This window comes from Acidisoma sibiricum, assembly GCF_057837225.1.
Genome location: NZ_CM174445.1, coordinates 1,503,049 through 1,515,415 on the forward strand (window position 1 = coordinate 1,503,049; position 12,367 = coordinate 1,515,415).

The following is a 12,367-nucleotide window of genomic DNA, read 5'->3' on the forward strand; positions in this document are numbered from 1 at the left end:
CGCGGTTTAGGCGCCCCGACCCGGGGTTCGCGCGATGGGTGCGACGAATTGCGGCGCGGCGTCCGTATCCCAGGGAAAGAGAATCCAGGTATTCTGGCTGACTTCGGTGACGAAGGTATCGACGACGTCCTTGCCGGCCGGCTTGGCATATACGGTCGCGAAATGCGCTTTCGGCAAAAGGCTGCGCACCACGCGGGCGGTAGTGCCGGTATCGACGAGGTCATCGACGATCAGAAATCCCTCGCCGTCGCCTGCCGCGGTCGGCGGTTTGGTGACGACCGGCTGGCCGAGCTGCTCCTCCTGATAGGTTTCGATGGAAACGCTTTCGATGAGGCGGCATTCCAGTTCACGAGCAATGATCGCCGCCGGGATAAGTCCGCCGCGTGTGACGGCCACGATTCCCTTCCAGGGGCCGACATCGACCAGCCGCCAAGCCAGCGCCCGGGCGTCGCGGTGCAATTGGTCCCAGGTGACGGTGTAATATTGTTGCGCCATTAGAAAAGCTTTCCTCCATCGGGCACCTTGAAGTCAGGCCGCACCAAAACGACACCGCCTTGCGGGTCTGGCAGGCCCAAGGTCAAGACCTCGCTGAGGAATGGCCCGATGCGCCGGGGTGGGAAATTGACGACAGCGCAGACCTGCCGCCCGATCAGGGTTTCCGGCTGGTAATGCAAGGTGATCTGGGCGGACGACTGTTTCACCCCGATTTCGGCACCGAAGTCGATCCAAAGTTTGATGGCCGGCTTGTGGGCTTCGGGAAAGGTCCGCGCATCGGTGACAGTGCCGACACGAATATCGATTCGCTCGAAATCGTCGATGGTCACAGGTTCGGTCGTCACGACGGGCATCCTTTGTGGCGTTTCGGCGGCTGACGTGGGTCACTGAGCGTTTTCCGACCGGGCGGGACGGATTATCCGCCTGCGCCAGATGAAGCACGCCATGACGAAAGGTTAAAGCTCAGAAATCGCAATGGGTTTCCTTGCCGCCCTCTGGGCGAGGGAGGGATTTTCGTGACAAGTAGCACTATGAAACCGATCGCGCTCTCTTCGCTTAAGCTCAGCCTGCCTGGTCCCGGCGGCTGTGCGCGTCTTGGCGCGGGTCTCGCGGTAGTGATTACGCTGGGACTAGGGGCTTTGCCGGCACGGGCGCAGCAAGGTTTTCCAAGCTTCCGCAACCTGGTGAAGAAGGTGGTGCCTGCGGTCGTGAGCATCTCTGTGACGGAGAGCGCGGCCGCGGCGGCGGCCAATGAGGGCACCGATCCAGGCAATCCGCCCCAGGCAAATGGCGGACACCAGAAGGTGTTTGGTGCCGGCTCTGGCTTTATCATCGACCCATCCGGCATCATCGTGACCAATGATCACGTCGTTGGCGGCGCGACAAAGATCACCGTCGCACTGGCGGATGGAACCGAACTTCCCGCCAAGATCCTGGGGGTCGACCAGTTGACCGATATCGCCGTTATCAAGGTCATCGCCGACAAGCCGCTGCCCTTTGTCAGCTGGGGCGATTCTAGGCAGGTTGAGGTCGGCGATTGGATTATGGTGGCCGGCAATCCCTTCGGGCTGGGCAATACGGTGACGGCGGGCATCATCTCCGCCCGTGGCCGGGACATCATGAGCGGACCCTTCGACGATTTCCTGCAGCTGGATGCGCCGATCAATCCCGGGAATTCTGGGGGGCCAGCTTTCGATATGAGCGGCGGCGTGATCGGGGTGGATACAGCGATCATCTCCCCCACCGGCGGTTCGGTCGGCATCGGCTTCGCCATTCCGAGCGAAATTGCCCAGACGGTGGTGGCAGAGCTGGAGCAGCATGGTCATCTGGATCGCGGCTGGCTTGGCGTCGGCGTGGCCGATGACGACAGTGGCGACGGCGTGCGGGTGACCGCGGTAGAACCGGGCGGCCCGGCCGGCCATGCCGGTCTGCGGAGTGGGGACCGCATTTTATCTGTCGATGCAAAGAAGGTGACGACGGCTTTGGGGCTGATCCGTGCGGTGGCCGAAATCCATCCCGGGCTGCGCACACATCTATCCGTCCTCCGTCACGGACATGTTGTGTCCGCCAATGTGACGGTGGGGCTGCGTCCCCAAACGCAGACGCAATGAGAATGGACTGCGGCCATAGCGGTGAAGCGAGTGGTCTGTCCGGCCGAGCAATCGGCCTGGTGAGTTAAGAGGGGTCTGAGATGCGCATTCTTCTGGTCGAGGATGACCGAGACGTCGCTGGCTTTGTGGTCAAGGGGCTGCGTGAGGCCAATCATGTGGTCGAGCACGCCGCCAATGGCCGGGACGGGCTCTTTATGGCGGCGAGCGAGCAGTTCGACGCGATCATTCTCGATCGCATGCTGCCCGGCGGTGTGGACGGTCTGCGCCTGCTGGAGACGCTCCGCGCCCAGGAAAATACGGTGCCGGTGCTGTTCCTGTCGGCGCTGGGCCAAGTGGATGACCGGGTCAAAGGCCTCAAGGCCGGCGGTGATGACTACCTCACGAAGCCGTTTGCCTTCGCCGAGTTGCTGGCGCGTGTGGAGGCGCTGACCCGGCGCGGCAAATCCGATTCGCCCATCACGCGGCTTGCCGTGGGGGATCTGGAGATGGACCTGCTGTCCCGCAGCGTGAAGCGCGCTGGCCAGAAGATCGATCTGCAGCCGCGGGAATACCGGCTGCTGGAATATCTGATGCGCCATGCCGGTCAGGTCGTCACCCGCACCATGCTGCTTGAGGGCGTCTGGGACTACCATTTCGACCCGCAGACCAATGTCATTGACGTCCACGTCTCGCGGCTGCGGCAGAAGGTCGACAAGCCTTTCCCGAAACCGCTGCTCCATACCGTGCGCAATGCCGGCTACATCATGCGCGCTGACAGTGAAGCCTAAGCTCTTCTGCTGTTTCTGGCAGCCAGGCTGAAGGCGTTGCGCTTCCCAAGCTTCCGCCGCAAGCCTGGCACGGCCGTCCTGTTCCGGGAGCCGGGGGCACGGCGACGGGAATTGTTCGTGCGGCTGCGCAGTTCCCCCTTGCTGCGATCGGCGGGGCTGCGCTTCGCCGCGCTCTATGCCATCATCTTCGGACTGAGCGCTGTCGCGCTGGCGATTTTCCTGTGGTGGGCGACGGCTGGCCTGCTCAACCGTCAGGTCGAAGCGGCCATCAATGCCGATGCGCAAGGGCTGGGCGAGCGTTATCAGGAAGGTGGCGTGCCAGCGCTGATCCTGACGATTCAGGATCGCCTGTCCCAGAATGTCGATGAAAATGCGATCTACCTTCTGGCCGATAGCGATCTTCACCCGATCGCCGGCAATCTGGCGAGCTGGCCGAAGGAAGTCTCGGGCGCCGATTCCTGGTTTGAGCTGACGGTGCAGCGGGGCGACCGGCAGGCGCTCGCCCGTCTGCGCCGCTACGATCTGCCGGGTGGGTTTCATCTGCTGATCGGCCGGGACGTCGGATCACGCGCCAAACTGCGATCCTTGCTGACGGCGGGGCTGCTGTGGGCCGTGCTTGTCATGGTCGTGCTCGGCTCCGCTGGCGCGATTGCCATCCAAAGCCTGTTTCGCCGCAGCCTGGCCGATGTGTCGGCGACGGCGAACGCCATTTCCCGCGGCGACCTTTCCAACCGTGTGCGCATCTCCGGCCGCGGGGATGAGTTCGACCGGCTCGCCGAAACCATCAACGACATGCTGGACCGTATCGCGCGCCTGATGGATGGCGTGCGCCAGGTCTCCAACGCGATTGCCCATGATCTGCGCACGCCCATCACCCGCGCCCGGGCGCGTCTGGAAGATGCGGCGCTGCATGCCCGTGATGCCAGCGACCTGCATGCGGCGGTGGAACGGGCAACCTCGGATCTGGACGGTATCGTCTCCGTCTTTCAGGGACTGCTGCGCATTGCCGAAATCGAGGCCGGCGCCCGGCGATCGGCTTTCGCCTCTCTCGATCTCTATGCGCTGCTCGCCGATATGCACGAGCTGTACGGGGCTGCGGCGGAGGAGCAGGGGCAGCAGATCGACCTTTTGGCACGTCCCCCGCTGCTGATGTTCGGAGACCGTGACCTGCTGCAGCAGGCGGTCGCGAATCTTCTGGAAAACGCGCTCAAATTCTCGCCGCCCGGCCGGCCGATCCTGCTCGGCGCCGGCAGGCTTGGCGATCGGATCGAAATCGTCGTGGCCGATTCCGGTCCGGGCATTCCGCCCGAAGATCGGGCAAGGGTGACAGAGCGCTTCTATCGAGGTGAATCGGCGCGCAGCACGCCAGGATCGGGACTTGGACTGTCTCTGGTGCAGGCGGTCGTGCAATTGCATAGCGGCTCTCTGCGGCTGGAGGACAATCATCCGGGCGTGCGTGCGGTGCTGTCTCTGCCAGCCGAATTCAGCGTCAGCCGCCGCCTGGTGAAGACCGAACGCAGCGCACCCCCGCCGCCCCGGCCGGTGCCGGGCGACCCCGCTCGCTGACAGGCCGCAAAGCGCTGGACTGGCGCGTGCTCTGGCGCCAGAGCGCAGGCCATGTCACATCCCGCCTGCCCGCAACGGACGGGCTGTCGGGAGCAAATATCCATGAATTCTGCCGCCACTATCGCCGCTCGGCTCGATCAGCTGCCCGGCACCCGCCGTCTTTGGACCATGGTCATCCTGCTGTCGCTGGGCGGTTGTTTTGAATATTTCGACCTGTTTCTGACGGGCTATATCGCCCCTGGACTGGTTCATGCGCATATTTTCGCCGCGACCACGGCCGGTTTCTTTGGCAATAACGGCATCGCGAGCTTTGTCGCAGCCTTCTTCCTCGGTCTTTTCATCGGGACACTGGCCTTCGGCTTCGTGGCCGACCGTTTCGGCCGGCGCGTGATTTTCACGGCTTCGCTGATTTGGTACAGCCTCTGCACGCTTGTCATGGCCTTCCAGACGGATGCCGAGGGCATCAATCTATGGCGCCTGTTGGCGGGTATCGGCATTGGCGTCGAGCTGGTGACGATCGATACCTATATCTCCGAGCTGATGCCGAAAGCTCTGCGCGGCCGGGCCTTCGTCATCAATGCCGCCATCCAGTTCAGCATCCTGCCGATCGCGGCGGCGCTCGCCTGGTGGCTGGTGCCGATCGCACCGCTTGGGTTCGACGGCTGGCGCTGGCTGGTGGTGATTGGCGCGGCGGGTGCCATAGTGGTCTGGTTCATTCGCCGTCCGCTTCCCGAATCGCCGCGCTGGCTGGCCGGTCGCGGGCGTCTGGCAGAAGCAGATCGTATCCTTGTGCAGCTGGAGGCGGAGGTGCCACCCTCTCTCCTAAGGCCGGCGGCCGCCGAGCTGCCCGCGGCGGAGATCGCCGTCGCCCGGGGCCGCCTGCGGGAAATCTGGCAGCGCCGCTATCGGTCGCGGACCATCATGCTGATCCTGTTCAACGTCTTTCAGGCGGTGGGCTATTACGGCTTCGCCAATTGGGTGCCGACATTTCTGATCCAGCACGGCATCACCATCACCCATAGTCTGGAATATACCTTCCTGATTGCAATCGCTGCGCCCTTCGCGCCGCTGCTGTTCTTCGGCTTGGCCGACAAGGTCGAGCGCAAGGTGCTGGTGATCATCAGCGCAACGGCGGTCGCCATCTTCGGCCTGTGTTTTGGAGAAGCGCGCAGTCCGGCAGCGGTCGTGGGTTTCGGCGTGCTGGTGACGGTGGCGAACAATATTCTGTCCTTCGCCTTCCATAGCTATCAAGCCGAGCTGTACCCGACGCGCATCCGGGCCGTGGCAATCGGCTTCGTCTATTCCTGGAGCCGCCTCTCGGTCATTTTCATGGCTTTCGTGATCGCCTTCACGCTGCGCAAGTTCGGCGTCTCAGGCGTGTTCATGCTGATCGCCGGCAGCATGGTCGTGGTGATCGCCGCGACGGCGCTGCTGGGACCGCTGACGCGCAACCGTTCCCTGGAAGATATTGCCGGCTGAGGCCGGGGGCCGGTCGGTCTCTGCGGGCACAGGGCACTGCACAAACGAAAGGGGCGCTCCTTGCGGAGCGCCCCTCATCACGCCGTAATTCCCTTTGGGGAAAATTACTTGATGATGATTTCGACGCGGCGGTTCTGCGGCTCGCGAACGCCCGGGCCGGTCGGAACCAGCAGGTGGGTGTCGCCATAGCCCGCGATGGAGATCGCGGAAGCCGGCACGCCGTCGGCGATCAGCTGCGCCTGAACGCTTTTGGCGCGACGGATGGACAGGCCCATGTTGTAGGAGGCCGTGCCCGAGGTATCCGTGTAGCCGTTCACAGCGATCTGCGTGTACTGCACGTGGGTCGAGTTGGACGCGGCCTCGGCGATGATTTCCTTGGCGCGCGGCGTCAGGTTGTACTTATCCCAGTCGAAGAAGACGAGGTAGGTACGAGCCGGGGCGGCAACCGGAGCAACCACCGGAGCGGGCGGCGGCGGCGGCGGGGCCGACGGCGTGTTGAAGGCATAACGCAGGCCAACGAGCACGGTCTGGTTCACAGCCGGGCCGAAGGTCACAGAAGAGGACGTGCCAAGGTAGGTCGCGTCGAACTTCTGCTTATGCGTCTCGCCGATGTAGTGGTATTCGGCCGTGATCGACAGGCCGGGCACCGGGGGGACGGGAACCGAGAAACCAGCGATGCCCTGATAGGCGAAGCTGCCCGTGGTGCTGCCACCGAGGCTGGTAACGCCCGCGGAGTTCACAGCGCCGCTCGGGATGCCTTCCCACAGATAGCCGGCGCCTGCACCGACGTAGGGGTAGAAGTAAGGCGAACCCACATCGATGTCATACAGGGCGTTCACGAACGCGCCGTATTTCTGCGTGTAGCCGTGGAACGCGTTGTTCGGGCCAAGAGCGCCCGGCTTGATGTTCTTCGCCTGAGCGCGGAGGTAAATACCTTCGAGTTCAAAACGCAGACCGTTGCCGAGGCCGTAACCGATGCTGCCGCTACCGGATACGCTGCCCTTGTAGAAGGCGCGCCCACCAGCGAGACCGCCCGGACCACCAGTAACCTTCTGGTTGCTCTGGTAGTCATAGCCGGCGCCAGCGCCGACATAGAGACCGGTAACCGGCTGGGCCTTCGCCAGAGTGGGAAGGGCGATAGCCGGAACCGCCAACACAGTCGCCGCCAAAAGCGCGCTGCGGAGCTTCATTCTAATTCTCCTCTTTGACCGACGCATACCATTCAGCCCGGGCGGTCGCGCGGAGGCGGTGCCTGCTGTTCGGTCTGCTAAATCTATCATCTTCTTCAGGCTTTCCCAGTCTTTCCGCTGCGTTTCTGACACACCGTGATAAAAATAACACAGAAGCCAGGACGGTCGGTCCAACTCGGTGAATCCAAAGGAATTCCAGGCTCTTTAAGCACTCATTCAGGTGCGGCGGAAGCTACGGAAATATCACCAACCGTTACCGCGAAAACACTAACGCGTGAAGATCGTGATATACCTCTTTAACGGCATCCTCTGACGGAAACATCCGTCGCCGGATCGGCCATGCCTGAGAGCGCGGGTTCGGCCTGAAAAACCCATCCGCGAAATTTCGGCGGGGTTCCGGCCGGCGCCTTGGTATCTGTGACTTGCAAGAAAACAGCGGCATCCGGCGGCAGGGTGGGCGGCCGTACAAAACAGGCAAGCACCGTGATCGTCAGAAAACGTTCGCTGAACGGTGTCCCGACAGCGGCCGTGACCTCTCTTGAACTGCCGTAAATCTTATCGAGCACGATGAGATCCGCCTGGGACTTCGCGACCCATGCGGTTGAAGCAGGGATGGTCGCTGTGGCCGGCGGCGCTGGCTCCGGCGCGGGTGGGGTTGCGGGTGGGGCAATTTCCCCAGTGCCTGTGGCGGAGCCGGAATTCCCGGCACCAATGCCGAGCACCTTGCTTTCATCCGTATTGGGCGGTGCGGTAAGCGGCTGCCCCTGGATGGAACTGGCCGCAGGATCTTGCGACTGCGCCAGCGCGACCGCTGGAGCCAGCATCGTCGTCAATGCGACGATGGGCCACACGCCCAGCAGGCTGCGTCTCACGGCGGGGATCACGAGCGGGCTGGGCGCGGATCGCGCAAGCGATCGACCATGCGGTGCAGCAGTTCGCGCATGGCGCCAGCGTCCACTTCCATGAGGACGGCATCGTCAAAGCAATCCTGCAGGCATTGCGCCAGCTCGGCATGGTTATCCTGCAGCTGGCGGAGCTTTTCACGGCAATCGACGAGGCTGCCATCCGCCCGCGGCCAACGACCGCCGTCGGGATCGATGGTGCCCGGCTCAACGGCCAGGCTCACGGCGAGCCACCCGAGCCGGAGCTGGAGGTCGAGCCGGACTGCGGCGCATTCTTTTTCAGGCCGGAGACAAGGTCGGTGACACTGAAAATGAATTTGCCGAGCAGATCCTCAAGACTGACGGAGCCTTGTGTGATCGTCACGCGGGCATCAGGCTTCAGCATCGTTTCCGAGCCTCCCGGCACCAGGGCCAGATAATTGCCGCCAAGCAGGCTCTGGCTTGCGATGGACGCACTGCTATCAGAGGGCAGCTGGATATCTTTGCGGACCGTGAAGTCGACAACCGCGAGATAGGTCTTCGGGTCGATGGTCGTTTCGGTGACTGAGCCGACCTTGACGCCCGCCATGCGCACGTCGGAGCCGACATTGAGTCCGTCGATACGGTCGAATTCGGCCGAGAGGGTATAGCCGGGAACACTGGCGGAGCCTGACGTCGCAAGCGCGTAGGCAAGAAAGCCTGCAGCGACAACGATAACGGCAAGACCGGCCAGAATCTCGGCGGCGTTACGCCGCGCCACGTCTATTCTCCCGGTGTCCAAGCATCGTAGTCGCCGGTTGCCCGGTGGCGCCGCCCGCCGCGATAGTCATGTCCTGGCGGACGGTAACTGTAAGGCGTGCCCGTGCGATTGGGGAGATGCGGTTTCATCCAACTGCGGCGGTTCGTGTCCGCGATCGGCGCATCGACGGTGTAATGCAGCCAGGCATGCCATTCCGGCGGCACGGTGGAGGCTTCGATGGGGCCGGCATAGATCACCCAGCGGCGCACACGGCGACCGGGCACCGCCGACTTCTCCTCGAAGTAGCGGTTGCCGAACACATCAGTCCCCACACCACGGCCGCGAAAGCGCGTGAACAGGGACGTACCGATATAACCAATTTTCGCGAGGTTCATGCTGCTTCTATAAGCGATGGGCGGGCGCTGGTCCATCGGTCAGCCACGGGCCTGTCGCATCGTGTTCGGCATAGGCGCTGTGTCCGGGGCGGATGGGATGACGCGCTAGAAGTTGTGGGTAACCGCGATTCGACACCCTAGATGTTCTTCCGCTTCGCGACCCGATCGAGTAATCTGAGCAGCATGAGAGCAAGCAAAGCGTGGCACGGCGTTCGCTTACGATGGGTGGATGCTGAGGCCGACCCTGATTCGGCGCCGATTCCGGTCATGCTGCCAACATCGTGGGATGATGGCTCCGCCGGGGCCCTTGCGGCCATGATGCCGGCCACACGGCGCATCAGTCTGCCTGCGGTCGCCGATCGCTGGATCGGCCTGGCTTCCGCCCGTGCGGGCACTGCAGGCCTGTTTGCGGCCGGTGCTCTGGCGGACAAACTGCACGATCTTCTATTGCGGCGGCGTGGGGCCCCAGGGGCCGCGATCTGGACTGACCCCGAGAGCGGGGCCGAACCGCTGCCCCGTTTCGTCCTCAACCTGCCGGCCTTCCTCGAGCCTGGGCTGGGCTTCGACCTGACTGGTTTTCAGGAAGCGGCGGAGGTCGCCACCATTGCACTGACGCTTCTGCGCCCGAAGGCCAAGCGCATCGCGATCGGCTTCGCCGATCTGGACGGGCTGCTGGCAGGCCTTGGCCATGACTATGACAGCGTCGTCGGGCGCGATATCGCGGCTTGTTTGGCAGCTGTGCTGCGCGGGCATGCCGAATGTGCCTCAGCCAGGCTGTCCGGTCTGACGGGCGAAGATGCCCTGCCCGATATCTGGTCAACCCCGCCGTTGCACTGCGCGATCCCAGGGCTGGCAGAAGCCGCGGCGGACGCCTTTCATGCGGCGGCGGCGCTTCATAGCTGCGGTCATGCGGCTGTGGCCGCGCAGACCCCGGCCGATGCTGCGGAAGCACTGTTGGGTGTCGAGACGACCGGCCTTGCGCCCGCTTTTGCCCGTGTATCCGCCGATGGCGGTCTGACCCGGGCCAGCCGGCAATCGCTGGCGGCGAAAAATCTATCACCGGATCTTGCCTTGGCCGCCATGCTGCGCGGGGAGCAGCCGCTGCCCGTGCCGACTGCCGAGGCCCATGCCGCGATGCATGCGGCGCTGGCGCCTATTCTGCCTCTGCTGCCGCTGGTCCAGCCAGGCCGCGGCCGTCGTGGAATGGTGCAGCAGGGTGCGCCGGTGTCGCCGCGGCCTGCGCAAGCGGTCGACCTGCCGATGCGCCGCAGCGGCACGATGCAGAAAGCCGCCGTCGGCGGCCATCGCGTCTATTTGCGCACGGCCGAATATGAGGATGGCAAATTGGGAGAGGTCGGCATCTCCCTGCAAAAGGAAACGCCGGCGTTCCGCGCGCTGATGGATGCTTTCGCAACCTCGGTGAGCCTTGGGCTGCAGCATGGCGTGCCACTGGAACAGTTTGTCGAGGCCTTCGTGGGCACCCGCTTCGGCGCCGCCGGCGTTGTGGAGGGGGATTCCTCCGTAGGCGCCGCAACCTCCATCCTTGATTATGTCTTCCGCCATCTGGCGATGGCCCATCTCGGCCGCCGCCTGCCGGAACCGGAGGCAAGTGACCTTGTGCAGGCCGCTTCAGTCGTTGATTTCGAGCCGACCCTTCCGCTCGAATGGCCGCAGGAGACGCCCGAGACGCGCCGCCGGCGCCTGAGGCTCGTTTCCTAGCCCTGCAATCGCTACGATCGGCCCATAGATCGGTCACAAAGCAGGATCATACAGAAGCTGCAGCGATAGACGGGCGGGTGAAACGCTCTCGCCTTGTCCCGTGCGCCGCAGGTTTTGAGATGGCTCCGAGTGCGAAGGAACTCAGATGCGCGTGACAATGATCGGCGGCGGCTATGTGGGGCTGGTCTCCGGTGCCTGCTTTGCACAATTCGGCATGGAAGTGGTGGTCGTCGAAGTGGACGAGCGCAAGCTTGCGGCGCTTCAGAACGGCCAGATTCCGATCTTCGAGCCTGGGCTTGACGCTCTGGTCGCCGAGAATGTGGCGGCCGGACGGCTATCCTTCACCGGGTCGATGGAGGAGGCTCTGGTCGGCGCCGAAGTCGTCTTCATCGCCGTCGGCACGCCGACGCGCCGCGGTGACGGCCATGCCGATCTGACCTATGTCTATCAGGCAGCCGAGCAGGTGGCGCGCAAACTGCCTGGCTATGCGGTGATCGTGACGAAATCGACCGTGCCCGTGGGCACCGGCCGTAAAGTTGCCGAGATCATGCGGGCGGCGCGGCCGGAGCTTGAGTTCGATGTCGCCTCCAACCCCGAGTTTTTGCGCGAGGGTAGCGCCATCGGCGACTTCATGCGGCCGGACCGCGTCGTCATCGGGGTTGAAAGCGAGCGCGCCGAGGCTGTGTTGCGCACGCTGTATCGGCCGCTGTTTCTGATCGAGACGCCGATCGTGGTGACGGCGATTGAAACCGCCGAGCTTATCAAATATGCGGCCAATTCCTTCCTGGCCATGAAGGTGACCTTCATCAATGAGGTCGCTGACCTTTGCGAGCGCGTGGGCGCCGACGTGCATGATGTGGCGCGCGGCATGGGCCTTGATGGTCGGATCGGGCGAAAATTTCTCCATCCCGGTCCGGGTTTCGGGGGCTCCTGCTTTCCCAAGGACACGCTCGCCATGGCCCGGATCGGGCAGGATGCCGGCGCGCCACAGCGCCTGGTGGAAACCGTGGTGCAGGTCAACGACGCGCGCAAATCCACCATGGCCCGCCGGGTGACGGCGGCCTGCGGCGGTTCCGTTCGGGGCAAGAAAATTGCGATCTGGGGCCTGACCTTCAAGCCTGAGACAGATGACATGCGCGATGCGCCCTCCATCCCGGTGGTGAGCCGGCTGGTGGAGGAGGGGGCCGAAATTCATGCCTTCGATCCCGAAGGGATGGACGCGGCTAAATCGCAGCTGCCCCCTGCGGTGATCTATGAAGCCGATGCCATCTCGGCCGTGACCGGCGCCGATGTTCTGGTCGTGCTGACCGAATGGAATGTCTTTCGCGCTGTTAGCCCGGCGCGGCTGAAGACGCTGATGAAGGGGCGGGTAATCGTCGATCTGCGCAATATCTTCGATCCCCTTGCCATGCGGGCCGAGGGCTTCGACTACAGTTCCATCGGCCGGGCTGTGCCGGAGCGGACTGAAACTTCATCATAGATATAGAAGACTGTCTGCCGGCATTGCCGGCAGACAGAGCTAATAA

The 12,367-nt window shown here is 63.6% G+C and carries 13 protein-coding genes; 6 read left to right on the forward strand and 7 right to left on the reverse strand.

The window, feature by feature from the left end; genetic code table 11:
* Window positions 1-6: 6 nt before the first annotated feature.
* Window positions 7-495 carry a xanthine phosphoribosyltransferase gene (gene gpt / locus AC3G7M_RS07265; protein WP_489215191.1) on the reverse strand — a complete coding sequence of 163 codons (489 nt, stop codon included), beginning with the start codon at window positions 493-495 and terminating at the stop codon, window positions 7-9.
* Window positions 495-839, reverse strand: coding sequence for a tRNA-binding protein (locus AC3G7M_RS07270; protein WP_489215192.1), 345 nt, complete (start codon window positions 837-839; stop codon window positions 495-497). The genes gpt and AC3G7M_RS07270 overlap by 1 nt, the downstream gene beginning before the upstream one ends.
* Window positions 840-1,010: 171 nt before the next feature.
* Here AC3G7M_RS07270 and AC3G7M_RS07275 point away from each other — a divergent pair, with 171 nt between their 5' ends.
* The 4 genes from AC3G7M_RS07275 to AC3G7M_RS07290 all read left to right on the forward strand — a co-directional run bounded on the left by AC3G7M_RS07275 (window position 1,011) and on the right by AC3G7M_RS07290 (window position 5,917).
* On the forward strand, window positions 1,011-2,105 hold the full coding sequence (locus AC3G7M_RS07275) for a S1C family serine protease (protein ID WP_489215194.1): 1,095 nt from the start codon (window positions 1,011-1,013) through the stop codon (window positions 2,103-2,105).
* Between the two features lie 80 nt (window positions 2,106-2,185).
* Window positions 2,186-2,872 (forward strand): response regulator transcription factor, encoded by a 687-nt coding sequence (locus tag AC3G7M_RS07280; protein WP_489215196.1) that lies wholly within the window; start codon window positions 2,186-2,188, stop codon window positions 2,870-2,872.
* Between the two features lie 36 nt (window positions 2,873-2,908).
* Window positions 2,909-4,438, forward strand: a complete 1,530-nt coding sequence (locus AC3G7M_RS07285) for a sensor histidine kinase (RefSeq protein ID WP_489215198.1) — start codon at window positions 2,909-2,911, stop codon at window positions 4,436-4,438.
* Between the two features lie 102 nt (window positions 4,439-4,540).
* On the forward strand, window positions 4,541-5,917 hold the full coding sequence (locus AC3G7M_RS07290; protein ID WP_489215201.1) for an MFS transporter: 1,377 nt from the start codon (window positions 4,541-4,543) through the stop codon (window positions 5,915-5,917).
* A 104-nt stretch (window positions 5,918-6,021) separates the two neighbouring features.
* Here AC3G7M_RS07290 and AC3G7M_RS07295 read toward each other — a convergent pair whose 3' ends face one another.
* The 5 genes from AC3G7M_RS07295 to AC3G7M_RS07315 form a co-directional block, all read right to left on the reverse strand.
* Complete coding sequence (locus AC3G7M_RS07295) at window positions 6,022-7,107, reverse strand: OmpA family protein (protein ID WP_489215203.1); 1,086 nt, start codon at window positions 7,105-7,107, stop codon at window positions 6,022-6,024.
* Window positions 7,108-7,403: 296 nt separating this feature from the next.
* A complete protein-coding gene (locus AC3G7M_RS07300) occupies window positions 7,404-7,979 on the reverse strand; it encodes a DUF2155 domain-containing protein (RefSeq protein WP_489215204.1) in 576 nt (191 codons plus the stop codon).
* Between the two features lie 8 nt (window positions 7,980-7,987).
* Complete coding sequence (locus tag AC3G7M_RS07305; RefSeq protein WP_489215206.1) at window positions 7,988-8,233, reverse strand: hypothetical protein; 246 nt, start codon at window positions 8,231-8,233, stop codon at window positions 7,988-7,990.
* Window positions 8,230-8,748 (reverse strand): outer membrane lipid asymmetry maintenance protein MlaD, encoded by a 519-nt coding sequence (gene mlaD, locus AC3G7M_RS07310; protein ID WP_489215208.1) that lies wholly within the window; start codon window positions 8,746-8,748, stop codon window positions 8,230-8,232. Before mlaD ends, AC3G7M_RS07305 begins: the two co-directional genes overlap by 4 nt.
* A gap of 2 nt (window positions 8,749-8,750) precedes the next feature.
* On the reverse strand, window positions 8,751-9,122 hold the full coding sequence (locus AC3G7M_RS07315) for an NADH:ubiquinone oxidoreductase subunit NDUFA12 (RefSeq protein ID WP_489215210.1): 372 nt from the start codon (window positions 9,120-9,122) through the stop codon (window positions 8,751-8,753).
* Window positions 9,123-9,389: 267 nt separating this feature from the next.
* Here AC3G7M_RS07315 and AC3G7M_RS07320 point away from each other — a divergent pair, with 267 nt between their 5' ends.
* Window positions 9,390-10,841: a TSCPD domain-containing protein gene (locus AC3G7M_RS07320; RefSeq protein ID WP_489215212.1), complete on the forward strand. Its 1,452-nt coding sequence runs from the start codon at window positions 9,390-9,392 to the stop codon at window positions 10,839-10,841.
* A 145-nt stretch (window positions 10,842-10,986) separates the two neighbouring features.
* Complete coding sequence (locus AC3G7M_RS07325) at window positions 10,987-12,321, forward strand: UDP-glucose dehydrogenase family protein (protein ID WP_489215214.1); 1,335 nt, start codon at window positions 10,987-10,989, stop codon at window positions 12,319-12,321.
* Window positions 12,322-12,367 lie beyond the last annotated feature (46 nt).